Here is a 24889-nt window from a genome sequence, read left to right on the forward strand (position 1 = left end):
CTTTACTCAGTATTATTCATAATGTTTATATTTATGCCTACTTATTACTGAACAACATTTAACTATGCCTAGTAACATTCATTTTAAACTATTTCGTATAAGCCTAATTCTGATACTTACCCTAGGTTTTATTACTCAACTATCTGCTCAAAAAGTTGATTTCAAATACAAAAAAGGATATTATCACTTATTAACCGAAAAAAGAAAAGTAAACAAGTCAATTGAACCCTTTAATTATGCCGAACCCTTTAGTGAAGGCTTAGCGCTCGTAGAAAAAGATTTAAAATTTGGCTTTATCGACAAAACAGGGAAACTTGTTATTCCTTTTAAATTTACGGATGCAGGCTCCTTTAAAAAGGGCATAACTTACGCTGCAGTTAATGGTAAATACGGATATATAAATAAACAAGGAGAGTTTATTATTGAGCCTCAGTTTGAGATGGCTTATAATTTTGAAGGAGAGTTTGCGGATGTGTGTAAGTTTTTACCCGGAATGTCAGATACCGGTATTCCTAATCGCGAAGAAGCCATTATTGATAAACAAGGGAACCTTTTAGCAGGTCGTTATTTTACCTCCATATCTTTCAACGAAGAAAAGGATTGCTTTAAGGCAACGTACAAAGACACTTCCTTTTTCGTTTCTAAAGAAGGTACTATTAGCTTCGACAAGTTGATTAAGAAAAAAGAATACCTTATTGTAGATGAAATGCCCAGTTTTCCTAGAGGTGATTATGCTATGCGAAAATTTATTGCAAGCGGTGTAAAATACCCAATATCTGCTATAAATAGTAAAATTGCTGGTAGTGCAAAAATTAGTTTTATTATCGATGAAAAAGGATTAGTCCAGCATGTAAGGTCAGCTTCAAACATACATCCTTTATTAGAAAAAGAAGCCAGAAGACTTGTCGCAGCCATGCCGCAATGGAGTCCAGGTATTCAAAAAGGTAAAGCTGTAAATGTTAGTTTTACCGTACCTATTAACTTTGTATTGCAGTAAACATATACAAATACAGAATATTAACTTTAAACAAACACAATGAAAAAACTAACACTTCTTTTAATAACTACTTTTCTTTTGGGTAATCTATGTGGTCAATTATCAATTGAAGATAAAACTATAAACGCCATGTTTATAATAGATCATAACTCTTATGATCTGGGACCTAATTTGCCTATTTCATATACTGTAAATAGGGATAGTCAAGGTCAGGTTGTAAATTTCACTTATAAATGTTTAATGCTAGAATATCTGCATAATGATATTCCAAATGAATTGACATTTAAACCTAAAAAATTAAAAGATAACAGTATTTATTACGAATCCGATGGTAGAGATACTCGTTGGAGTAATGGATTTTACCTCTCTAACTGTAATTTTGATCAAAACAATAAGCTGGTATCCTATGATGAGAGACTGTATTTAAAGCACCCGATTACATACTTTTCTTATGATGAGAAAGGCCGACTATCTGAAATCAAAAAAGTTCATCGTACGATGAAAAGAAAAGGTAAAAAAAAGATAGTTACAGCATCTTGGGTTGATGCAATAGTATCATTTGATTATAATAACTCTGATCATATCACAAAAAAAGAAGTAACCTTTTATAATAAAAGTGCTAACGAACAACAATTAGGATCTATTAGGCAGCGAAATATTACGGATATTACAATAAATAATAATCACTATTCGATTAAGTATTCCGAGAATGATCAATCTTCCTTCTATGAGTTATACTTAAATGAAAATTTAAATACGGATACGCTACTGGTTAAGAGTGAAAAAAATCAACTGATTAGAAAGTATACGTTCAAATACAATAACAATCATCAAATTAGTTTTAAAAGAGAAGAATCTTATTTGAATGGTAAGCTTGAAATCGCCTCAGAAGAAAACTACACCTATAAACTTGTAGATCCTAATAAAAAGGAACCTTATTACGCCTTCGATTATGCACAGTATGTTAATTCGCTAGGTTTTAACCATAATAATGAACTGGTAAGGGAACAAAAAAATAACACAATTAGATATGTAGATGATAATGGTAGCTGGTCCGAATGGATGACATATATCGATGGTATTCCGGATTCAGCACAAATAGACTATATGGATAGAAGAATTGCAACTAAGCCTGTAATTAATAATGAGTTTTATTCTCATAATCTATTTCGCACTGACTCTGTTGGATTTATTTGTAGTCATATTTTAAATCACAACATCACTAAAAAAAGAGATGAACAAGACCAGGCACACGTGAGACGAGTTATTAGAACATCCTCACGCCCCAATTCTAATACTAAGTATTGGCATTCTGAATATGATGTTCATGGTCGTTTGTCATCAAAAATAAGCTTTGGGACTAATTTTCAAATAATAGAAACCAGAACCTACGCCTATGATAACATGGATCGCTGTATTTCATACAAAAGAGACTATAATAAAAATGGGAATAAAATGGTAGATGAATATAATTACAGCTATGTGTATGATAATAATAGGGGGCGTACTTTAAGTAAAATTACTAAAAACGGTGAGCTTGAAAGAGAGCTGACTATAAGGAATGATTCTGTCTTTACAACTACTTTTGCCCAGGGTGTAACGGAAAAGATTGAACTATTAGGTGGATTTCAGCATTACATAGTTTATGAATATACCAGTAAAGGAAATCTGCATGACAAAACTGAAATCAAAGATGGAGGAAATGTTTATTCTATTAGGTATTCATTTAAACATGAAGGAGATAAGGAAATTTGCTACCTAAGAAAAGAAAAATACTCACCCACTGAGGATTCGCCTATTATCGAAAGAGAATACGATGGTAATAATAAATTAACTTACGAGAGAATTGGTGATTCATATAAAAGGTTTGATTAAACCTAGATTATCCATTAAAGGCTTGTAGTGAGCATTTAAAATACAAGCTGCCAGCCGTTAGGCTGGTAAAACAAAAACTTACCGAAACGAAGTATAGCAACGCTATAGTGAGTTGAGGTAAGTTAGTGAACACTTTGTTTTAAAGTAGTTTAATTGCATAATAAAATATGTAGGGAAAGGCTGTGATAAAGTTCGGAAATTTATTAACTCAGGTTTGCTTTAATAAATTCAGTCTTCCAAAATGCATAAATGTATCATACATAACCTACTTAATAATTAAAAAAAATAGCTATGTACAGACCCTCTAAAACACAAGTGTTAATTTACCTCTTTTGGTGTTCCATTCATTCCTTAATATTGTTTGCTAATTTTTTAGATGATGGATTTGACATATTATTTGATGCACCAAGATACTATGATGCTTTATGGCCTATTAACACCTTTAAATTGTATGATTATGAGATAACGGACTTTGTTGTTCATATTATATTTCCTGTAGTTGTATGGAAAGTATATTCAATCTGGACTAAAAATTATTAGTTTATTCAAAAGTAGTTCCTCCAAACGCACATTGAAAATAACCAAAGGGTAACAGTTACCCTTTGATAATAAGTAGTACAAAACGCACATTAATACACCAAGTAATACGATATGTACGAAGAGCCTAGACAAATCACATTAGAGGAGGCTATCCAAAGAGAGCAGACCAAAGAAACAACAAAAGAAACAACAAAAGAAATATTTGGTACCAAGTATACAAAAGTAGAGATCGGTAAGCCGAAGAGAAAACGAATTAATCAACAGAAGCCAAATAATCCTTTCAAATAGTTTCTTTAAACGAACCTTGAAAAAATCAAAGGGTAAAGTTTACCCTTTGATAATAAGTAGCACAAAACGCAGATCGAACGTAACCAGAAATAAAGAATTAACGATTTCGTTAAATAACGAAATTAAAAAAAGTGTAACAGCAAACACATAAAAACCAACAATATGAAAAGCAATTATGAATTAGTAAAGAAAGAACTATATGCTATATTTCCTTCGGATAAATATCAAATTAGTATAGGTGATAGTGCAGAACAAATATCATTAATTAAGGTCACAAACAATGAAGAAAGCGAGAAACTAGTGGAATTAGAGATTTATATAGGAAGTACTCCAAAACTTACAGGTTATAAAGGCATAATAGAACTAAATGAGTTGATAGAAATACTATCCAAGATTAACAACATTTTGGATAAAAGATAGTGCCAGCAAACCCATGTAAACATGAAAACCAAGAACATAGATTACACAGACGAAAATGTAAATATTGGAATAACATTAGGTTCGTTTACAAATAAGTTTATTGTAAATGGAGAACAACTTAAGGATGAAGATGGAAGCATAACTAATGAAAAGTATTCTTTTTCAATAGATAATGAAAATGATAAAAATGAATATATAATAACTCGTTCTTACCCATTAGTTGGAACTGAAACGGTTACAATATTTCATAATGGTAAAATTGTACTTAAACTTTCATAATCTAATTTAGTTCCATAATACCCAGAATAAAATCTATGTAGATTAAAAAGATTGACTTTTATGGTACTACCACAAATATGATAACTCTAATTGATTATGAATATATCTGAAAAGAAAATAATAAGGTATGAGTTTTTAAATAAACTTTATGAGATTACTGATGGAGATTCTTCATTGATTGTAAATATGTGGGAGCTTGGAAAAGAAATAAATATTGAAAGAAAAGATATATCAAATATTGTTGACTATTTAAAAGGAGAATATTTGATTGAGCCAATGACTTTAGGTGGTGGAATTTCAATAACTCATGAAGGCATTCTTGAAATTGAAGAATTACATAATTCACCAGATGTGCCTACTATTCATTTCCCAGCAATAAATGTGATACATGTTGAGAATATGAATAACTCAGCCATTCAGCAGGGAAATGCTAACTCAAATCAAAATATTTTGTTTGAACAAGCAAAATCTGATGATTTACAAAAGGTAATTTTAGAAATAGAGCGAATCAAAAATAACTTGAATTTAGAGAATGAAGATGCAGAAGAACTGGAGTCTGAATTAGCTACAATTAAATCGCAATCAAAATCTCCTAAGCCTAAAAAAATAATAATAGCGGAATCATTAAAGACGATTAGAAATTTAGTTGAAGGTGTTGCTGGAAATGCAATTGCCCCTACATTAATAGAAATGATAAACGGATTGATATAAAATCCCTTTTACTAGTCGGATTCTAAGGTTTAGAATAGTATCACAAAACGCAATTTATGAAAACACACCTGTTTCTAGTACATAGTTATTGAGAAATAACCTTAGTTAATGTCCAGTAAAACCATAAAGGTTCAAACTTATATATTAACTCCTTTTTGACTTAACCTTGTTTTCTTTTTTTTCAACTGACCTAATAATATTAGCCCTTGTCCCAAAGCCATCCTTGTCCAATATTTGCACATTCATCACGTTGTTATTAATATCCTTAATGCTTTGAAACAGTTTTACTTTAGTATACTGGGGATTGAACAATAAAAGATTGCACAAAGTTTCGAAATGACTATGTGACATTTTGCTCCCAACAATTATACCCTCGATAGACTCAGGAGAGAACATACGGAGCCTTTTAAGATTTACGTCAAGTGTTGGCATATTTTGATTTGGTACAATAACAAATCGATATTCATCTTCACTACTCCAATTTCTAAATTTTTTAAATAAAAAATTATCAGATAACCTAACACACCCTACATTATCCCTATAGTCAACTAGGTTACCTTTGGGAAATGTTGTAACATAATCAACCTTTCCAGATTCCACCTGGATTAAGGATCTACTTAACTTTTCTTTATTAAAGACGATGCACATTCCTCCATTACTATCCGCATAATGGGACCACATCAAAATATCATCAAATCTTATAGAGAATGAGCAAATGCCCACATATTTTCTCATGTATGCTTTCAAGTAGTATTCCAGTTCTTTGTCTACACCAAAATAATCCCCTTCATTTGGATATACACCAATCATACCTTTCAATCCTCTAATTTCTTTTTCAAAATCTTTCGATACAGGAAACTTAAAGTAGGTTTTCCCACCCTTAAACTTCAGGTTAAATAAAAATTCTGCTTCATTAGGATCATTCTGTATGTCAGGCTCTCCGAACCATAGCTTATTGTTGGTTATAATACTAAGTGCATTAATATTAAATGAGGTATATTTAAATAACCATTTATCATCGTTTTTTAGTTGCATAAATCGTTAGTAGGTTTGAAAATATTATATGTGTGTAAATTACTTAATCTCCACCTACAATCAAAAAAAGACAAGTAAGTGTCAACTCTCCTGTTTTTAGGGCAGAGTAGTTGAAGAAATAATCTTAAATTTAGTCTCCGAAAACGCAAACAATAAGAGGATGTACTAAATATTTCCTCTTATTTATATGAATAACAGAATCTCGTTATACAATATACTTATTAGTATCCTAACCATTTTTTTATGTCCGTAGCTTTAAGTTTACTGATGACAATATCCATATCAAAATCACAACATGTTTTTATTTTTAGTTTACTGTTAAAGTAATAGTTTACATGCTCAATAGATTTGCGATGAAGAATAAATTGTCGGTTTGCTCTAAAAAACAAATTTGGATCAAGCTCATTTTCTAGATTATCCAACGTATTATTAATAACATACCTATTATGCTCAAATGTGTAACACTTAACAACTCCAAGGTCCACATAAAAAGAAGCTATATCATTGGATGACACTGGGTATAGTCTATCTTTATGTCCCAATAAGAAAGAGTTTTTATATTCTCTCTTAGTCTCAACCATATCATGATAAAAAGACTCAAATAAGTCTTGGGTTATCAATTTATCCGTTTGATTTTGGTATTTTTCTAATGCTCTTTCAAGCTCTCCCTTAATAAGAGGTTTTAAAATATAGTCAATACCGTTAACCTTAAAAGCTTTAATGGCATATTGATCATATGCTGTTATAAATATTATTGGTAGATTAAGGTGTATTTCATTGAATATCTCAAAGGACAATCCATCTGCGAGATGAATATCCATAAATACAAGATCAATTGTCGGGTTTGTTTGAAAAAAGGCAATACTATTCTTTACAGTATCAATAACATTGACTATCTCAATATTAGGTACAATTTCGGCAAGCATTATTTTAAGCTGCTCTTGAGCTCCCCATTCGTCTTCAATAATTACTACTCTCATAATTTTAAATCAATAGGTACTTTAACCGTAAAGTTTTTATTTTTTATAATCGTGATATCTCTCTTCATAAGAATAATACACCTTTTCGAAAGTCCAGATATACCATTCCCTGTGCTTGTAGATACGTCTCTCCTTTCCTGTAAAGGGTGAGTAACAACAAGTAATTCATTTTCAATATAGATGGATACCTTCAGAGGATTGTCTTTTGATATCTCATTGTGCTTCACTGCATTTTCTATTAGGAGTTGCAAAGCAAGTACTGGTATTAGTGCTGTCTTTTGTTTATCTGGAATATTAATTTCAACATGAAAGCGATCTTCAAATCTTATATTAATAAGTTTGGTGTAGTTATCTATAAAAAACAATTCCTCTTCAATAGATACCAAATCTCGTTCCTTACTTTGAAGAATATATCGATAAAGTCTTGAGAGGTGTGAAGTGAAAAGAGATGCTTTTATAGGATCCACTCTGATAAGTGCATTCAATGTATTGAGTGAATTAAACAGAAAATGGGGGTTTAAGAAGTCTCTAATTTCCTTTAATTCGCTCTTTAACTTTTCACTTTTATATTTCTCTTTCTGAATCCGTTCTAGCTCACTTTGTTTTTGGTACTTTATAGTTCTTGAAATAATTATTAAAATAGAACCAACGACACTCCATCCAAACACATTTTTAACTAGGCCTTCTGTAATAGTTTCAGTTAATCCAAATAAATAATATCCAAAAATGTAAGAAAAGAACACAATAAATGCTATCAAGATATTGCCAATAATAGATATGGTATTGGGATTATTGTGGTAAACCTTTGGTAAAATATTAATCTTTCTACGAAGATTAAAGCTTAATACGAACCAAGAAAGAAGAAAGACCATTATAATGCTAAATATCCATGGGAATATCAACTCTTGAAGAGATGTGCCGGATTGATGCAGCATGATTGTATTTATGCTGTCAATAGTAACATTAATATTAATAAATAGTGAAAACAATAAAGAAATAACAATTAAGCTACGCTCTTTAATATTTTGAGCAATAAGTTTATCCACTTTTAAATGTTTATGTATTGTGATGTTTGCAAGTTAGTAATAATCATATCGTTTTTAAAACATTCAGGTTGTATCTAGCTTAGGTCGTTATTACTAACCTATCTTTTTTGATAAAAATATCAACTTGTTTTATGCAGTTATCGATACAAAATATAGGCTTAGAATCGAATTCCACATCCTAGTTGAAACCCATTGTTATGAAGCCCATTGCTGACCTCCGTTAATCCCCACATGTATTTAGCCTCAAGCGAAAACATAATAACATTAATGCCTGCTCCAAGGTATGCATTAGTGTCGTACCATTTTGCTTTTTGGTCGTAAGGACTAGCTTTTTCCGAAACTTTAAAGTTGACCATAGCACCTCCAAATCCATATATTGGGCCAACCTTGCACTTTAGTCCTAAAGGAACACCTATATAAGAAAGTGTATATTTACTATTGTCAATTTTTGCACCCATTTGAATAAATTCTAGTCCTGATTGAAAATACATAAATGGAAACATTTTTGCATCACGAAAAGCTCCTAAATAATAACTGCCATTGGATTCCCCTTGTTGTTCTGAATTCATCATCATGACTGACCTTTGATAACCTGCTCGAAACCCATATTTTTTTTCTTGTGAAGCTGCATTGATAATAGTCGCAAATAGCATAACTGTAATAATTGCAATAAATATTAACTTTTTCATGTTGAATAAATCTTAATTAGTTTGAATTAATATGTGAGCAAAGATATGCTGGAGGGTATTTGAAAATTATATTATTACAGTGAAATGGAAAGAACAACTAGTGAAATGGAAGCCGTGGTGAGCCTGGTGGAAAAAACATTAATGCCAATTGTATATTAACAATCTACATTTGCGTCATATTTTAATCTGGAGCTGTTTTAAACCATACCCAATTGATAAGAAAAATAATCATGAAGGTTATTAAAAAACATCTTGTTACTTGATTAACTTACCTTTCCATTTTATTGCTAGTAATTTCCATCTTACCGTGAAATCAACCCATCTCACAATACTTTAAATGCAACAGATACACCTAACTTATACTTTTGTAATGAACTATTTACCCCATCATTTTGGCTACAAAATAGTGTTATAGACATTAATCATTAAAACATTACAAACATGAAAAATTTAATATCGGTAAGCGGAATTATAGTGTTATTCCTTTTAACAGCATGCCAAAATAATTATGACTCTTTTGATGAATGCAGGTTGTCTGTTGGAACAGTAACTAAGAATGCAGAATCATTTTTTATTATAACAGATGGAGGAATGAAGCTTTGGCCAATTAAATCAAGAATAAGTGAGTCTTTATTTGAAGATGGAATGCGCGTGTTAATAGATTATTCTATTTGGGATGAATATGAGAACAGTGATCATATTGGTTTTAACACAACAATTCATGATGTCTCACAGATACTTACTAAACCTATTTTTCTTTTCAACAAAGCAACATCAAGTCTTATCGTTGATTCAATTGGTAATGATCCGATTAATATTCTTGATGCATGGTTAACTGATGATTATATGAATGTTAGATTTGAATATGAAGGAGGCTCAAAACTTCACTTTCTGAATTTAGTCTTTAATACGGAAGCTGCCGTAACTTACGATGGTGAGATCATACTAGAATTAAGACATAATATGAATGATGACGCAAAGAGATATCGGCATGTTGGAATTGCTTCTTTTGATATCTCTAGTTTAAAAAATGCTAAAAATAACTCTATAGATATCTTTATTAGAAGCCTTAGTAAGGGGGAATACACCTTTAATAAATCCCTTACTTATGAATATGATACTCAAACTGTAACGGAAATAGGTAAAGTTACTCGCAGCATGGATAAAGCTTCTTCGGGTAATATTGCTATGTTAAATCACATGAAATAATATTTAAAATAGATAGAGTTCATGCCATGCATTTTAGAAACGTTACTTATCAAGGACTTTACTTTTAATCTTTTTTGTCCAATCATGTAAAAATGGGACTGATATCCCTACAATAAATCGCCATCTGTTCCATCGTATATCCGTTTGGTTGTCAGAGCTGGAAATGCCTCGCCCATTTTCTTCAGGAAAACTAAATGGACGATTTACAGTATACTTAGTAGTTGCTAATGTTGTGCCTAAGGTTAAGTTTGCTCTCTTAAAAGATAATACAATCCCTCCGCCTAAATGGTTAATATCTGAACTAATTGTTGATGCGTATGATTCTGAGATGGTAACAGAACTATTATTTATATCTGTTACTGATCCTGAAAAATCAGAAGAATAGCTTAGGTAAGCTTGAATAGCATTATTAAATACATAATTGTACCCGATTCCAAAGTTTAATACAGGATTAAGTTCATCAATTAAAGATGTTTGGTATAAAGTACCTGAGCTTTGGCCTGTAAATTCATCACTTTTCATTAAAGTATATTTTTTAATTGCAGAATAATATTCAGTACTTGCATGAAAAGTGCCAAATTTAGTTTTTAAGCCTATTCCTGTGGCAATTGCAAAAGGTGTTTGATACTGCACTTCAATATCAGATTGAGTATTGCGTTCATAAATAGCTTTATCATCCAGCGCACCTGTGTAATGTTGATAATAACTAAATGAGCCTATTCCTTGCAAAGATTGGGTAGGTGTTGTAATTGTTAAACCCCAAGAAAATGCGTTATGTTCCCATGCTAAACCGATCTTCCATAAAATACCAATATGAGAAAAGTTATAGCTATTCTTATTACTATAACTTTCAAGCTTCTCTGCTTCAGTATAAGCTTGAATTTGTATCATTTCACTAGCGCTTTGTTTCCTGATACTTAAAAAATTAGATATCCCAACACTAAAATGATCATTAAAAGCATACGCCCAGGATAAACCTAACCACTCTTCATTAAACTTTTTTTGCATTCCTATATCACCACTTAAATATTCATTGCCAGGAATGGAAGGAAAAGAATTTCCATAAGTAGAACCACTCTCATTCAGGTTAAGATCCATTCGTCTTCTACTCATAAATGAATAAGCAAAAGAATGTTTCTTTAAACCTTTTATACGGTATGTACCTGCAAGTAAACTAGGAGCTCCCCCAAAATTAGACTGACTGCGGGGAGAAGTCCTATCATTTCCTGTTTTATTATGAAAAGAGTATGAGGACAATTGATAAACTTTACCGCTAATTAGAAAAATTTCATCTTCATTTAAACTTAATCTGGCTGGATTATAATAGACTGCTCCCAGATCTTCAACACTACCAATATTTGAACCGCTCAATAAAATTGATTTTGTACCATATTGTTCAGTCCAATAATGAGCATCTTGTGACCTAGCGTGTACTATGCATCCTAAGTAGAAAAAAATCAATAAAACAATCTTCATAAACAATATTCTTTTCATAAAATATATATGACAAAAATACCCTTATCAAAATAAATCGCAAGCAAATAATATTTTTAGTTTCCCGTTTAGGAAACTAAAATGTACTTTTGTTGTTACTTATTTGATTATGGTAAAAGAAAGCATAATAGAACGTTTTGCAGAAGCATACAAAATAGATGGTTTCCCTCCTTTAGCAGGAAAGATTATGGGTGTTTTTTACATGTCTGATTCAAAATATTTTTGTTTTGAAGATCTTGTCTTACTTTCAAAAGGCAGTAAGGGTGCTGTAAGTAAAACATTAAAATTGCTTATTGGTTTAAGTCGTATTGGTTTTATTTACTCTAAAGAGAGAAAAAGCAAGAGATTATTTTATCTTGACACTAAAGGGATTAGAGATTTCTTAGAGATAATATTAGCCAACTACAAGAAGCAAGATATTCTATTAAAAGAATGTCTTCAATTAAGAAGTGATGAAAATCAAGAACTAAACATGTTCATAAAAAACTCACTGACTTTTAATGATGAAGTTATTTCATTGATTGAAGAAAAAATGAATAAATATTTTAACTAATAATTTATGAAAAAGTTTATTACCCTATTTCTTTTGGCAAATACTTTTAGTTATAGTATTGCCCAAAAAACTTTAAGTGTTGGAATTCTAGATGAAAAGAATAGTTCTAAATCTGAATTATTCTTGCAACAATTAAAGAACGAAATTACATCTGTTTTAGGTACTAGTACGAATGTGTATTTTAATGAAGTACTATTTAATAACTATGATCTTACGGTAGCAAAAGAAAACTACGATATCTTGCTAGAAAAGCAAACTGATGTAATTATTGCTTTTGGAGTTGTTAATACAATCATGTTACATCGTCTAGGAGAGTATCGTAAACCAACAATCGTGGTAGGTGCTGTCAATAATGATTTTGTTGATATTCCAAGCGATAAATTATCCTCTGGAACTAATAATCTAACCTATCTGATTACACCATTTTCATATAAAAATGACATGGATGCTTTTCAGTCTATATCCGACTACAAAAAAATAGGTGTATTAATAGATGACTATCTACTAGAATTGTTACCTATTGAAGAACTGTTTAATAAACACTTCTCTAATAAAACCCAAGAATACAAATTATTAGGTATAAATGAACATAGCAATATCGAATCTTTATTGAATGACATAGATGCTGTGTACCTCGCATCTTACGACAGGATACCTCAAGAATCTCAAGATCTAATTATTAATTTAATTAACAAGAAAAAATTGCCTTCTCTTTCTGGATATGGAATAAAAGACGTAGAAAGAGGTGTTTTAGCAAGCAATCAACCTGCAATTAATTATGACCAAATATTTAGACGAATAGCACTAAATGTTGAAGCCATAAACAATGGAACAAATGCGGCTGACCTACCATTGCACATAAACTACAATAAACAATTGTCTATTAATTTAGCTACTGCTAGCCAAATAAATTTTCCTATTAAGAATAGTATGTTAGCTAAAGTAAATCTTATAGAGGGGAAAAAAACAACCGATATTGATAATGGCTATTCTATGTTAGATATAATGAATGGTGTCATTAAATCAAATTTGAGTCTTGAGGTGGAAAGGCAGAATGTGGAACTTAGCAAACAAGATGTTAAAATTTCAAAGAGCCAATACTTACCTGATTTAGGTGCTAGTGCATCAGCAGCGTATGTTGATCCAAATTTGGCTGAGGTTTCAAATGGCCAAAGTCCTGAATTTTCTACTTCTGGCAATGTTAATTTGTCTCAAGTGATATATTCAGAACAGGCTTCAGCTAATATATCTATTCAAAAAAATATTTTAGCAGCACAAAAACAAAGCTACAACTCGAGTGAATTAGATGCGATACTCAATGCAGCCGTAGCCTACTACAATGCTTTAGTGTTGAAAACAAATCTGAGTATTCAAAATATGAATCTGCTCCTGACAAAGCAGAATTTGGATATAGCTAACCAGAATCTAGAGTTAGGGGCTTCAGGAAAGTCAGATGTTTTAAGATTTCAAAGTCAACTAACTCAGAATACCCAAAGTATGATTGAAGCTAGAAACTCTCTGAATCAAGCGTTCTACCAAATTAATCAATTATTAAATAAGCCTATTTCGGATCCTATTGATGTTAGAGACTCAATTATAAAGAGTGGTCTCGATGATCAAAAAGCATATAGTTATTTCCTTGAAGCATTAGATGATCCTAAACAACAAAGAATATTAACTCATTTTTTTGTAGAAGAAGCAAAACGTAATGCACCAGAACTTAAGGGTATTGATTATAATTTAGAAGCTATAAAGAGGCAATATCGTTTAAACGACAAAGGTCGTTTTATTCCGACTCTGGCCCTTCAAGGACAATATAATCACACATTATCTAAATCTGGAGTTGGTACAGATATTCCTGTTGGTTACCCAATTCTACCGGATGGGTATTATAATGTTGGCCTAAGTTTATCTTTGCCATTGTTTCAGCAAAATACTCGAAATATTAATCGACAAACTACTCAGATACAGAATGATCAATTAAAAATAAAAAAACAAGATTTTGAATTAAGCATTGAGAAAAGTATAAATGATATAGTGTTAGATCTAATCAATGAGATTACAAATATTGAGATTTCAAAAGTTGACCTTGAATTTTCAAAAGAAAGTTTGGAGCTATCTCAAAACGAATATCAGAATGGAGTAATTCCTGTAATTCAATTAATAGATGCACAAAATAATTTTTTCAAGGCTCGTTTAGCAAACTCTACAGCTGAATATAATTACAAAATAGTATTAATGCAACTACAAAGAATGATCGGTAATTTCTTCGACTTAAATACTCCTTCCGAAAATGAAGATTTTATGTTGCGCGCTAAGCAATTCATTTTAAGTAAAAATTAAAAAATAACAACTATGAAATATTTAAATCATTTCCTATTAAGCCTATTATTCTTATTTATTTTTGGTGCTTGTAAAAGCAAAGAAGAGAAGAAAGAAGAAATTATTAAACCTGTACGATATGAAATCGTAAGTAAATTAAATGCCCAAAAAGTACGTAATTACAGTGGTGTAGCATCAGCAAGTAATGAGATAGAACTTAGCTTTAGAAGTAGCGGAATTGTATCTGTACTTAAAGCTAAAGTTGGTCAGAAAGTTAGAAAAGGAGACCTATTAATGAGCCTTGATAATGTTCAAGCAAAATTGGCCTACGAACAGTCAGTATCGGCACTTAAAAGTGCTCAGTCAGCAATGAATACGGCCAAATCAAGTTTAGAAAGAAGTAAAGCCTTATATGAAAAAGGAAGCCATTCCTTAAGTGATTACGAAACAGCAAAGAACTCATTTCAGAGTGCCCTTGATAAATTTGAGTCAGCTAAACGAAAGAAAGATATCGATCAATCACAAATAAATTACGGTTATATATATGCTCCCAAAAATGGAGTATTAGCTTCAGTTGATATTAGCATTAATGAAACCGTTGGCTCTGGGCAAGTCGTTGCTGTTTTAAATGCAGGAGATGATGTTCATGTATCAGTAGGGGTACCTGAAAATGCTATTAATAAAATTAACATTGGGATGACTACAAAAGTGATATTTTCATCTATAGAAGATCAAGATTTCGAAGGAAATATTATTGAAATATCACCTATTGTAGATCCTAACACTTCAACTTTTCCGGTGAAAATAGATATCCCCAAACCAGCTAATGTTATTAAGCCTGGTATGGTAGCCAATGTCATTTTTACTTTTGGTTCAAATTCAAACCAAGAGTCTAACCAATTAGTCGTTCCTGTTAAAGCTGTTGGAGAAGATAGTGATGGTAATTTTGTGATGCTTATTGAAGCTACAAATGATAATATTGGAGTTATAAAAAAGCAAACTATTTCACTGGGAGAACTAACTAATGAAGGTTTTGTCGTTAAAAGTGGGCTTACTGAAGGACAAAAAATAGCCACTGCAGGACTACAAACCTTATTAGATAAACAAAAAGTAAAATTACAATAATCTCCGTTAAAGCTAATATTATGAATTTTGCTAAATTCTCTATTGATAGAAATCGTGTAGTGCTAAGCATTCTTTTGGTTGTGATGGTAATGGGAATGATTTTTTATAAATCATTATCACGGGATAGTATGCCACCCTACACTGTTCGTGTTGCAACTATAGTTTCTTCATTCCCTGGTGCAAGCCCAGAAAGAGTGGAAGAGTTAGTCACTGATAAAATTGAAAAAATAGCTCAGGAGTTACCTGAATTAAAAGAGGTGACCAGTACATCTAGAACAGGGCTGTCTGTGGTAAATGTTGAGCTTAGAATGGAAGTTAAGCCAGAAAATTTACAGCCTGTTTGGGATCGTTTAAGACGAAAAATAGATGCAATACAAGGTCTCCCAAAAAATGTATATCCTCAACTGCGAGACGATGGAGTTGGAGAGGTTTTTGGTATTGCAGTAGGTATTACGAGTGATGGTTATTCCTATAAGGAAATAAAAGAAGAAGCTGATAAGCTGAGAAATGACTTAATTAAACTAAATGATGCTGCCAAAGTTGAAATTAATGGCGCACAGGAAGAAAGAATTTTTATTAAGTTTGATAATGCTAAACTCAAAAAATATGGATTAACCTCAAACAGTCTACAAGCAATTATTAGTAGTACTAATATATTAAACTCAGGTGGAGAAATAAGTATCGAAGATGAACGTATTATTCTAGAACCAACAGGTAATTTTAATTCAATTTCTGATATTAAAAGCATGCTTATTCCTGTAGGCAAAGGTAATTCAGTCGTAGCATTAGGAGATATTACGAATATAGAACACGGATATATTTACCCTCCCCAACAGATTGTACGTATTAATGGTCAAGAAGGGCTATCATTACATGTTTCTTTAAAGGAAGGGCGAAATATTATTAAGCTTGGTGAAGAAATTGATTTAGTATTAGAAAAATATAATAAAAGACTCCCTGTTGGCCTAACTGTACTAAGGTTAGCTTCTATTGATAAATATATCGATGTCAAGATTGGTGACTTTATGAATAACCTGATGCAGGCTATCGGAATTGTGTTAGCTGTAATGCTTATTTTCCTTGGTTTCAGAACAGGAATGGTAATCGCTAGTTTAATTCCAATAGTCACCATTACTACTTTAATGATAATGGGGTTAATTGACCTGGGGCTTAATCAAATTAGTCTTGCTGCTTTGATTATGGCATTAGGAATGATGGTGGATAATGCTATTGTTGTGGCGGAGTCTATCATAGTTAAAATGGAAGAGGGAATTGAAGTAAAGCAAGCAGCTATCGAATCAGCATCTGAGCTTGTCAAGCCTTTACTTATCTCAACATTAACAACATCTGCTGCATTTTTGGCTTTTTACATGGCAGAATCTGTAATGGGTGATATTATGGGGCCTATTTTTGTAGTTATAACAATTGCACTCCTTTCATCATGGGTTATATCTCTTAGTGTTATCACATTACTTTGTGTTTTCTTTTTGAAGGTTAATAAAAATGCTCTTAAAAAGAAAAGTTTTTTAGATCGAATGATTGATGGTATGAAGAACCAATACCAAACTTTAATACTATGGTCCTTATCTTGGAGAAAAACAGTATTGTATGGTATACTAGGTTTGTTCTTTTTGTCCTTATTCGGTTTTACTTTTCTAAAAGTATTATTTTTTCCAGATAGTGATCGGAACATGATTACCATTGACATTAATCTACCACAAGGAACCAAAATAGAACGTACTACAAGTACTGTTTTAGCAATAGAGAAATTCATACAGGACAGCTTATTGGTTAATGATAAAATTGTAGATGGTATAACTGACTGGTCTAGTTATATTGGTAAGGGACCCTCAGCATATGATTTAGGATACAATGCAGACGAGGCTAATTCTAATTACGCCCATATTTTGGTAAACACATCACACTTTCTTGTTAATTCAGCTTTAATTAATACACTTGATCATTATTGTTATAATAATTTTCCTAATGCAGATATTAAAATAGGTCTTTTGGGATCAGGTGGAGGTGGTACTCCGATAGAGATTAAGGTTTCTGGATCAGATCCTGACAAACTAGCCAGTATTTCAGCATCAATCAAAGAAAAACTATTTACCCTTAATGGAACTAAAAATATTAAGGATGATTGGGGACCGAAAGGAAAGAAGTTTGTTATTGAAATTAATCAACGTAAAGCACAATTGGCTGGTGTAACTAATCAGGATATTGCAACTTCTTTACAAACAGTTCTAGACGGTTTCAATGCAGGAGAATATCGTGAAGATGATCAGTCAATTCCAATTATATTATTAGGAGCTAATAGTAGTGAACAATCTTTAGCATCCTTAGAAACCATTAATGTGTATGGTCAGAATTCAGGTAAGAGTGTTCCTCTTACACAAGTAGCTAAAATTATACCTAAATGGCAATATTCTAAAATAAAGCGTCTTAATATTACCAAAACAATTAATGTTCAAAGTGAGCTAACTGAAGATGGTAACGCCAATGAAATAACAACAATACTTACACCGTGGCTTGAGGAACAGAAACATTCTTGGGGTGAAGATTATTCTTATCAATTAGGTGGTGATGCAGCTAGTAGTGCGGAAAACATGGGGGCTGTAGCCAAATACCTTCCTTTATCAGCATTTATTATTGTGATGCTTCTTATTGTTCAGTTTAATTCATTTAGAAAAATGACCATGATTGTATTGACCATCCCAATGGGTGTAATCGGTATGGTTCTAGGTCTTTTAGTTTTTAATGTACCTTTCGGGTTTATGGCCTTTCTTGGCATTATCTCTTTGGCAGGTATTGTAATAAATAATGCAATTGTGCTCGTGGATAGAATTGAAATAGAAGAGAATGAAATTAATCGGAGTCCTCAGGATGCCATTGTTACTGCTTGTTTGCAGAGGTTTAGACCTATCGTGCTAGCTACCTTTACAACAGTACTTGGACTGGTTCCATTATATCTTGGAGGAGGTGCAATATGGGAACCAATGGCGATTACTATTATGGTTGGTCTCTTGTTTGGCACTATCGTTACGTTACTTTTTATCCCATCTTTTTACAGTGTACTTTATAAAATAGATTTTAAAGAGTATGTATACAAACCAGAGTAATTATTGTTGATGTTAAACATTTTATATAAATATAGATTTGAGATATTTCTGGTGAGCCAAATTGCTATACTTTTTGGTTCTCTAGTTGTTACTACAAATATATTCACTATAGTATCCCCAGCTTTATTCTATCTAAATATTTTGGCTGGGAGTATATTTATAGGTAACCCTAAACGAGGCAATATAAAGATCATTGTATTTGTTCTTGTAATCGTTGGGGGAGTATTTGCTATAGCTAGTTTTAATGAAGAATATACAGTTTACAACTACCTGAAAATCATAGTGCTTTTTTTGTTTCACAGTGTAGCAACCTTTTATATGATTAGGCAAATATGGTGGGCAAAATTGGTTAATAAAAATGTTATAGTAGGACTCATAAGTGGCTTTATTTCTTTAGGTTTTATTGGTTTCTTTATATGTATAAGTATAGAAATATTGTATCCTTCCTCATTTTCGGGTATAAGTATAGTAAATGAAACTGCTAATACCTTAACGGAGAGACTTATGTATTTTAGTTATATAACGCTTATGACTATAGGATATGGAGATATTTTGCCCATTACTCTATTAGCTCAGAAAGCAACCATATTGATAGGCTTAATAGGGCAGTTTTATATGGTTATTATAACTGCGATTGTAGTAGGGAAATTCATAAATCAACAACAAGTCGATTCTTCAAATAATAACCATTAATTTCTAAATGGAATATAAATATATACAAAGAAGCTATTTGATAGGATGGTTAATAGCCAGTTTTGTTTGGTATCTCACTAGAATATCAATGATAGAGACTGATGTATACTTTTATCCACAACGAATTATATTTTTTTTAATTACCTGGTTGTCTCAAGGATTCCTATATGGTATCCTTTTTTACTTGATAACGCATTACATTACCAAAAAGGTAAGATATTATCAATTATTGAGTATTGCTATATTAACCCAGTTAGGAACAGCGCTTTTAATAATAGCCATACTATTTCCTATTTTAAAGAGATATGAGATACACGAGTTCCCTAGTGAGTTTGTGCTTTTTATGAAATCACCCACTGTTGTTTTTGGGACACTATACTCCCTAATTGTAAATACACTCATATCCACCACCCTGAGCGTGAGCCTTATCTTAGGGAAAGGTATGTTGAAAAAAATCATTATTGGGAAATATTACAAGCCTATAGATGAAGAACGGATATTTATGTTTCTAGATCTTCATGATTCAACAAAGATGGCGGAAAAATTAGGCCACTTAGCTTTTAGTATGTTAATACAGGATTGTTTTTACGAACTTGCAGTTTTTAACAAGTACAAAGGTGAAATATATAAATACGTTGGTGATGAAGCAATAATATCCTGGTCATCAAAGGATAAAAACGCTGCAGCTAATTGTATAATTTCTTTTTTTGCATTTATAAAGATATTAAAAGTAAAATCAGCGTATTTTAAAAGTAAATACGGAGCAGTTCCTTCGTTTAAAGCAGGTATACATCTTGGAGATGTTACAGTAACCGAAATTGGGAAGACAAAACGTGAAATAGCATATTTAGGTGATACTGTAAATACAGCAGCTAGAATCCAGGGAGAATGTAACCATCATAGGTCAAATCTACTTATCTCTGAAGATATGCGAAGAATACTTATTCTGGGTCCAGAATACATTATCGATGAAAAAGGTAGTTTTTTATTGAGAGGTAAAAATGAGCCTGTAAAGATTTTTGCTATTGATTTAAAGGTTAATAAAATAAATTTAAATGATGAATAAATATATCGTTAGTATCTTTTTTGTCTTGGTGTTTACTTATACTTCTGAAGCGCAGGAGCATGATTCAATGGTATTCGCAAAAGGGCGAGTTCTATCAAGTTTATATGGTAACATATCTAATCAATATGCAGATGTTAGCTCTAGGGAGTCAATAAAAACGACTGGGTATAGAATTGGTACCAAAAGTGGAGTGTTTTTAAAGGATAATTGGACATTAGGAATTAATTTTTCCTTATCCAGGACTGACTTCGAGAGGTCTAATATTAAATTAGATTCTGAAGATTTTCTTATTGGCTTATGGAGTCGATTATACTTTGCTAAAAATGGAAATTCATCTCTGTATGCTGAAATTACACCACATTACACTTCAATATATAATGCAAATATTATTCAAGATCATCAGGGTGCTATTATTTCAAATGAGGATGTTTATGGGAAAGGTTATGGAATAATTCCAGGACTAGGGTTTACCTATATCATTAGTAAAAATGTTGGATTTGGAATGTCACTTTCATATACCGCTTCCAAGATTTTCCTTGATCGAACAAACCTAGCGCTTCTTACTAAAAATTCAGATACGTATAATGTATCTGAATTGCAATTCAACTTTAATTTTCAAATATATCTAGATCAATTCTTTTTCTAATGATTATACGATATCTCACACTGACGCTGATATGCACCTATTCTCTATTGTGTTATGGTCAAAAAAGCGATATAAAAAATAGAGCTATTGAAACTGATACCTTAGGCTTTAAAAATGTTAGTACTTTATTAGTGCCGATTGCTTTTTATAGTCCCGAAACAAATTTCGCTTTTGGAGGTGGAGGTCAAATGTTTTTTAAAACGCGAAGAAGTAATTCCCAAGTACTTAACTCAACAATATTAGCTAGTGCAATATATACACTTAATAAACAGTTAATAATTGAAGTGCAGCCTCAATTATATTTCAACTATGAAAACTATTTTTTAGATACAAAATTCAGATATAAAGTATTCCCAAATCAATTTTGGGGTGTTGGCCCCTCTACGCCTGACCTCTCAGAGGAAAATTACAATCAAACAGAGGTATCATTATCTGCAACATTTGTAAAAAGCTTACCTAGTAATGTTAATTTCGGTTTTGCATTTAACTTCTCTGATTTCAATGTTACCGAAATACAAGAAGGTGGAATTCTTGATTCTGGTCAAATTGAAGGAGCGAAAGGGGCTACATTAGTTGGCGTTGGTATCGTATTAAATTTAGACAGTAGAGACAACAAGTTCTCTCCATTAAAAGGTGGTTTTTATCAGTTTAATACCAATTTTACCAGTAAGACATTGGGTAGCTCTCATAGTTTTAATACTTATCATATTGATCTAAGAAAGTATCTTAACCTAGGTAATAACAACATATTGGCTCTACAAGTATATTCACGTCTCACTTTTGGTAATTCTCCTTTCCAAGCAAAAGCTTATTACGGAGGTGCTGATGTCGCTCGCGGATATTTTAAAGGGAGATATATAGATGATCATTTATATGTGGTACAAATGGAATATCGATTACCAATAGGACGAAGATGGGAAGTGGCTGCATTTGCATTAACGGGTAATGTTGGCCATAACGAATCCGGTTATGGTTTATTTGATGATTATAAAACGAGTTTTGGAGCAGGCCCTCGATACTTCCTGTATAAAAATAAGCGTACCTTATTAAGGTTAGATATAGGAATGAATAAGGATGGACAAGGAGGTATTTATTTTGGTGTAAATGAAGCCTTTTAAAAAGAAGAACAATGGTTTACTTTTATCTGCATGTGAGTGCTTCTCTTTTTAGATTATGACAAATTATTGTATTTATATTGAAACTACTTACTTGAAGGAATGCAGATATAGATGACTATTAGTCTTCAAAAAAGTTTATTAGGAGTTATTACACTAAATTAGTTACATTAAATGAAGATACACGGTCAATAGCGAAATAGCATATGATATATTTAAACAATCTCACAAACGCCATGCAAATGAATTTAGCAGACAAAGTAGGATAGATATTATTCTATAGTATTTTATTCACTCCTTTGATTACAAAACCAATATCATGGCGTTTCGATAATAAAAAAAGGTAAATCGGTGTTCGTCATCAGTTGTCAGCAAAAAATCACGCCAAGCCTTTACTGCATTTGTTTTACTTCATTTTAAAAAGCTAAAAACAAAAGCAGTAAAGCCCGTCATTAGAAATCCGCTTGAACACCTCCGTAAACTCCGGGCTCAATCGTCTTTTCTATTTCCGGGTGCACCAGGTGCAGCTAAACCTTCCTTCGTCCGGTTGTCATGCTTTTTGCGTTCCGCCCTCTTCCTCACGGCAGCTCTCTTGTATTTTTAAGCCTTTCGTATGCACTTCAATACTTAAAAATCCAACCGCTGCCCATATTAGGCTCGCCTGCGCTCGCCAGCTGCTGCGCTTGTCACACTTTTCGCAATGGCCATATACCTGCAAACACCTCTTATTTTATATGCTGTTACGGGGGATCCCTTCGCTGGCGCACAAGTCTTTCGCTCTTTGCTGGTGCGCGAGTCCTCTCGCGTTTCTAACCTAATTATACATGAGTTAGTTTATACCTAATAATAGCCCTTCCTATGCGCTTATTGGCGTTTTTAATGATAACTGTTTTCTCATCAACCGGTATTTTCAGTAACCCACAAAAGCAAAATGCATTCACTCCCGAGCATCCTAATGGTAGTTTTAATAAGCTCGTATTAGGATACTCTCCCTTCATCCATTTTACTTTCTCTTGCCATCCCGCGCAAAAAATCCGCCAAGCTTGTGTTGGGTAATAGCCCTTTATTAACGATATCCTTACACAACAATATCACATTTGTATTACCCGATACGCTTTTCATTTCATTGACCGCCCCCAACATATGCCATCCCTCTGTATTCGTACCTCATCCTCTCAGTCTGCCACAGCTGGCTCAACTCGCAGGCGGCTCGCACTACGTTCCCTTCGCTTCGGTGCAATACGCCATTTTTCAAATGTCTGCTTGCTCCTTCGCCCTGACGCTAGCTGTAGGCACCTTTACCAAACTTTTGCTTCCTGTGTAAAACTATTCCAGGGAATACTAATGGGCTTTCAAAAGTTAATTTGAAAGAATAAAAAGTAAAGGCCTTGCATAGTTTGGATGAAATTAAATTTCTTGCATCCAAAGCCTTGACTATTTTTATTCTTTCTGAAATAAAGGGTTGTTTACGCCCGTTAGTAAGCTCCTTATCCATTGTCTTCGAAAGAAATATTCGCCCATTAAAAAAGGCCCCTGATTTCTCAGAGACCTCTAACAACAACCAACCCATAGGGAACCAACCTACTTCTTTTTAAATAAACCAACCAAATTCCTTAATAGCATTGAAACGACAAAACTAACTACAGTTCCAATAATGGCATAAACTATGGTTTCCATGATGTTTTCTAGAGCCACGCTTTTAAATAAGCTAACCAGACACCCTCCTAAAAAACCCGCTTTTCCATCTTGTTGAACCTGTTCCATTATCTAATCCTTTAAATAAAACCAATCATTATTGACTAGTAAACTATTGACCAATGACTAATATTAAGGCATATCAACAGCTACCATAGCCAATGATCTGCTATCTTTATTGTTGATGATATAAAGCTCACCATTTACAGTTTGATAGTACTCTATACCCAATACCACAAACACAGGCTGGTTACTATTGGCTGAAATAGATGCACTGGTATCAATTGTAGAAGCAACTTTCGAAGCAATATCAATAGATGCAGACTGAACAACATCTACTTCAAATTCTGAATTGCTAAAATCAACTGCAGCAATACCTACTGTTAAACGAGCTTGGGTAGCACCTTCTACTTGTTCTAATTCCATACTAGGATCTAAAAATTCTACAGAAACCTGTGCCTGACCAGTAGCTCTATCAAAAGAAACTGTGTAAGTAGCTTTAATAACCTCATCCAAACCAGTTTCCCCATTAAACTCAAATCCCTGAAGCAAATTCAAATCTCCATCAATCACATTTCTTTCACCTCTACCATTAGTGGTATCCGCCTGCACGACTTTCAACATCGCAGTAGTCAATCGACTAGCCACCTTCTTATCTGCCGACTGTGAAATTGGGGCCTTAAAAACACCTCTTAAAAGCTTACTCGCTTTTCCTGCTGCTCCAAATTCAGCACCATTCTCCCGGGTCCTCGCGAATGCCGGATCATTTTTAATTCGGTCACCATCAACACCACCTTTTGCTCGTGCCAGGTATTCACCTCCACTCTTGTAAAAGGATAAATCGCCAATGCGACCTTCTAACTTAATAATTCCTTTTTGCCTTGCCATAACACACATTTTTAATGAACAATAGCAAGGTAACCACTTGAATAATGGAAAAACAAATGAAGGTGTCCCATGTGTCCTATATTGGATTCTTTGATACAAAA

22 protein-coding genes are annotated in these 24889 nt (G+C 32.6%); 15 read left to right on the forward strand and 7 right to left on the reverse strand.

The window, feature by feature from the left end; genetic code table 11:
* Positions 1-64 precede the first annotated feature (64 nt).
* From A8L32_RS23310 to A8L32_RS11940, 6 genes are all read left to right on the forward strand, one after another.
* A complete protein-coding gene (locus A8L32_RS23310) occupies positions 65-997 on the forward strand; it encodes a TonB family protein (protein ID WP_083631302.1) in 933 nt (310 codons plus the stop codon).
* Positions 998-1036: 39 nt separating this feature from the next.
* Entirely contained in the window at positions 1037-2872 is a 1836-nt protein-coding gene (locus A8L32_RS11920) for a hypothetical protein (RefSeq protein WP_066630915.1), read from the forward strand.
* A 291-nt stretch (positions 2873-3163) separates the two neighbouring features.
* Positions 3164-3412, forward strand: a complete 249-nt coding sequence (locus A8L32_RS11925) for a hypothetical protein (protein ID WP_075590598.1) — start codon at positions 3164-3166, stop codon at positions 3410-3412.
* Between the two features lie 450 nt (positions 3413-3862).
* Positions 3863-4120 carry a hypothetical protein gene (locus tag A8L32_RS11930; protein WP_066630919.1) on the forward strand — a complete coding sequence of 86 codons (258 nt, stop codon included), beginning with the start codon at positions 3863-3865 and terminating at the stop codon, positions 4118-4120.
* 21 nt (positions 4121-4141) lie between these two features.
* Positions 4142-4399 (forward strand): hypothetical protein, encoded by a 258-nt coding sequence (locus A8L32_RS11935; protein WP_066630922.1) that lies wholly within the window; start codon positions 4142-4144, stop codon positions 4397-4399.
* Between the two features lie 96 nt (positions 4400-4495).
* Positions 4496-5110: a hypothetical protein gene (locus A8L32_RS11940; protein ID WP_066630924.1), complete on the forward strand. Its 615-nt coding sequence runs from the start codon at positions 4496-4498 to the stop codon at positions 5108-5110.
* A gap of 144 nt (positions 5111-5254) precedes the next feature.
* Here A8L32_RS11940 and A8L32_RS11945 read toward each other — a convergent pair whose 3' ends face one another.
* The 4 genes from A8L32_RS11945 to A8L32_RS11960 form a co-directional block, all read right to left on the reverse strand.
* Positions 5255-6145, reverse strand: coding sequence for a DUF2971 domain-containing protein (locus tag A8L32_RS11945; protein WP_066630925.1), 891 nt, complete (start codon positions 6143-6145; stop codon positions 5255-5257).
* Positions 6146-6366: 221 nt separating this feature from the next.
* Positions 6367-7125, reverse strand: a complete 759-nt coding sequence (locus A8L32_RS11950) for a LytR/AlgR family response regulator transcription factor (protein ID WP_066630927.1) — start codon at positions 7123-7125, stop codon at positions 6367-6369.
* A complete protein-coding gene (locus A8L32_RS11955; protein ID WP_066630928.1) occupies positions 7122-8171 on the reverse strand; it encodes a sensor histidine kinase in 1050 nt (349 codons plus the stop codon). The genes A8L32_RS11950 and A8L32_RS11955 overlap by 4 nt, the downstream gene beginning before the upstream one ends.
* A gap of 158 nt (positions 8172-8329) precedes the next feature.
* Positions 8330-8860, reverse strand: a complete 531-nt coding sequence (locus A8L32_RS11960) for an outer membrane beta-barrel protein (protein ID WP_066630932.1) — start codon at positions 8858-8860, stop codon at positions 8330-8332.
* A 441-nt stretch (positions 8861-9301) separates the two neighbouring features.
* Between A8L32_RS11960 and A8L32_RS11965 the strand changes: the two genes are divergently transcribed.
* Entirely contained in the window at positions 9302-10069 is a 768-nt protein-coding gene (locus A8L32_RS11965) for a NigD1/NigD2 family lipoprotein (protein ID WP_066630936.1), read from the forward strand.
* Positions 10070-10111: 42 nt separating this feature from the next.
* Here the strand turns inward: A8L32_RS11965 and A8L32_RS11970 are convergent, their stop codons facing one another.
* Positions 10112-11545, reverse strand: coding sequence for a hypothetical protein (locus A8L32_RS11970; protein WP_066630938.1), 1434 nt, complete (start codon positions 11543-11545; stop codon positions 10112-10114).
* 127 nt (positions 11546-11672) lie between these two features.
* On the opposite strand from A8L32_RS11970, the gene A8L32_RS11975 reads away from it, so the two are divergent.
* Genes A8L32_RS11975 through A8L32_RS12010 form a run of 8 tightly spaced genes read left to right on the forward strand, consistent with a single transcriptional unit; the run spans position 11673 to position 22208 of the window.
* Positions 11673-12116, forward strand: coding sequence for a hypothetical protein (locus A8L32_RS11975; protein ID WP_066630939.1), 444 nt, complete (start codon positions 11673-11675; stop codon positions 12114-12116).
* A 6-nt stretch (positions 12117-12122) separates the two neighbouring features.
* Positions 12123-14459 (forward strand): TolC family protein, encoded by a 2337-nt coding sequence (locus A8L32_RS11980; RefSeq protein WP_066630941.1) that lies wholly within the window; start codon positions 12123-12125, stop codon positions 14457-14459.
* A 12-nt stretch (positions 14460-14471) separates the two neighbouring features.
* A complete protein-coding gene (locus A8L32_RS11985) occupies positions 14472-15563 on the forward strand; it encodes an efflux RND transporter periplasmic adaptor subunit (protein ID WP_066630947.1) in 1092 nt (363 codons plus the stop codon).
* Between the two features lie 20 nt (positions 15564-15583).
* Positions 15584-18685 (forward strand): efflux RND transporter permease subunit, encoded by a 3102-nt coding sequence (locus A8L32_RS11990; RefSeq protein ID WP_066630949.1) that lies wholly within the window; start codon positions 15584-15586, stop codon positions 18683-18685.
* A gap of 9 nt (positions 18686-18694) precedes the next feature.
* On the forward strand, positions 18695-19378 hold the full coding sequence (locus tag A8L32_RS11995; RefSeq protein WP_066630958.1) for an ion channel: 684 nt from the start codon (positions 18695-18697) through the stop codon (positions 19376-19378).
* A gap of 7 nt (positions 19379-19385) precedes the next feature.
* Positions 19386-20444, forward strand: a complete 1059-nt coding sequence (locus A8L32_RS12000) for an adenylate/guanylate cyclase domain-containing protein (RefSeq protein ID WP_075590599.1) — start codon at positions 19386-19388, stop codon at positions 20442-20444.
* Entirely contained in the window at positions 20434-21090 is a 657-nt protein-coding gene (locus A8L32_RS12005) for a hypothetical protein (protein ID WP_066630967.1), read from the forward strand. Before A8L32_RS12000 ends, A8L32_RS12005 begins: the two co-directional genes overlap by 11 nt.
* Positions 21090-22208, forward strand: a complete 1119-nt coding sequence (locus A8L32_RS12010; RefSeq protein WP_066630970.1) for a BamA/TamA family outer membrane protein — start codon at positions 21090-21092, stop codon at positions 22206-22208. The genes A8L32_RS12005 and A8L32_RS12010 overlap by 1 nt, the downstream gene beginning before the upstream one ends.
* Positions 22209-23786: 1578 nt before the next feature.
* Here the strand turns inward: A8L32_RS12010 and A8L32_RS12020 are convergent.
* Positions 23787-23969 (reverse strand): hypothetical protein, encoded by a 183-nt coding sequence (locus A8L32_RS12020; RefSeq protein ID WP_066630973.1) that lies wholly within the window; start codon positions 23967-23969, stop codon positions 23787-23789.
* 63 nt (positions 23970-24032) lie between these two features.
* Positions 24033-24788: a hypothetical protein gene (locus A8L32_RS12025; RefSeq protein WP_066630975.1), complete on the reverse strand. Its 756-nt coding sequence runs from the start codon at positions 24786-24788 to the stop codon at positions 24033-24035.
* Positions 24789-24889: the final 101 nt, after the last annotated feature.

This window comes from Labilibacter marinus, from assembly GCF_001659685.2.
GTDB lineage: Bacteria > Bacteroidota > Bacteroidia > Bacteroidales > Marinilabiliaceae > Saccharicrinis > Saccharicrinis marinus.

Excerpts from the sequence above, each read along its gene's own strand:
- A8L32_RS23310 (WP_083631302.1), top strand. The coding sequence starts at position 65 with ATGCCTAGTAACATTCATTTTAAACTATTTCGTATAAGCCTAATTCTG.
- A8L32_RS11920 (WP_066630915.1), top strand. The coding sequence starts at position 1,037 with ATGAAAAAACTAACACTTCTTTTAATAACTACTTTTCTTTTGGGTAAT.
- A8L32_RS11925 (WP_075590598.1), top strand. The coding sequence starts at position 3,164 with ATGTACAGACCCTCTAAAACACAAGTGTTAATTTACCTCTTTTGGTGT.
- A8L32_RS11930 (WP_066630919.1), top strand. The coding sequence starts at position 3,863 with ATGAAAAGCAATTATGAATTAGTAAAGAAAGAACTATATGCTATATTT.
- A8L32_RS11935 (WP_066630922.1), top strand. The coding sequence starts at position 4,142 with ATGAAAACCAAGAACATAGATTACACAGACGAAAATGTAAATATTGGA.
- A8L32_RS11940 (WP_066630924.1), top strand. The coding sequence starts at position 4,496 with ATGAATATATCTGAAAAGAAAATAATAAGGTATGAGTTTTTAAATAAA.
- A8L32_RS11945 (WP_066630925.1), bottom strand. The coding sequence starts at position 6,145 with ATGCAACTAAAAAACGATGATAAATGGTTATTTAAATATACCTCATTT.
- A8L32_RS11950 (WP_066630927.1), bottom strand. The coding sequence starts at position 7,125 with ATGAGAGTAGTAATTATTGAAGACGAATGGGGAGCTCAAGAGCAGCTT.
- A8L32_RS11960 (WP_066630932.1), bottom strand. The coding sequence starts at position 8,860 with ATGAAAAAGTTAATATTTATTGCAATTATTACAGTTATGCTATTTGCG.
- A8L32_RS11965 (WP_066630936.1), top strand. The coding sequence starts at position 9,302 with ATGAAAAATTTAATATCGGTAAGCGGAATTATAGTGTTATTCCTTTTA.
- A8L32_RS11970 (WP_066630938.1), bottom strand. The coding sequence starts at position 11,545 with ATGAAGATTGTTTTATTGATTTTTTTCTACTTAGGATGCATAGTACAC.
- A8L32_RS11975 (WP_066630939.1), top strand. The coding sequence starts at position 11,673 with ATGGTAAAAGAAAGCATAATAGAACGTTTTGCAGAAGCATACAAAATA.
- A8L32_RS11980 (WP_066630941.1), top strand. The coding sequence starts at position 12,123 with ATGAAAAAGTTTATTACCCTATTTCTTTTGGCAAATACTTTTAGTTAT.
- A8L32_RS11985 (WP_066630947.1), top strand. The coding sequence starts at position 14,472 with ATGAAATATTTAAATCATTTCCTATTAAGCCTATTATTCTTATTTATT.
- A8L32_RS11990 (WP_066630949.1), top strand. The coding sequence starts at position 15,584 with ATGAATTTTGCTAAATTCTCTATTGATAGAAATCGTGTAGTGCTAAGC.
- A8L32_RS11995 (WP_066630958.1), top strand. The coding sequence starts at position 18,695 with ATGTTAAACATTTTATATAAATATAGATTTGAGATATTTCTGGTGAGC.
- A8L32_RS12000 (WP_075590599.1), top strand. The coding sequence starts at position 19,386 with ATGGAATATAAATATATACAAAGAAGCTATTTGATAGGATGGTTAATA.
- A8L32_RS12005 (WP_066630967.1), top strand. The coding sequence starts at position 20,434 with ATGATGAATAAATATATCGTTAGTATCTTTTTTGTCTTGGTGTTTACT.
- A8L32_RS12010 (WP_066630970.1), top strand. The coding sequence starts at position 21,090 with ATGATTATACGATATCTCACACTGACGCTGATATGCACCTATTCTCTA.
- A8L32_RS12020 (WP_066630973.1), bottom strand. The coding sequence starts at position 23,969 with ATGGAACAGGTTCAACAAGATGGAAAAGCGGGTTTTTTAGGAGGGTGT.
- A8L32_RS12025 (WP_066630975.1), bottom strand. The coding sequence starts at position 24,788 with ATGGCAAGGCAAAAAGGAATTATTAAGTTAGAAGGTCGCATTGGCGAT.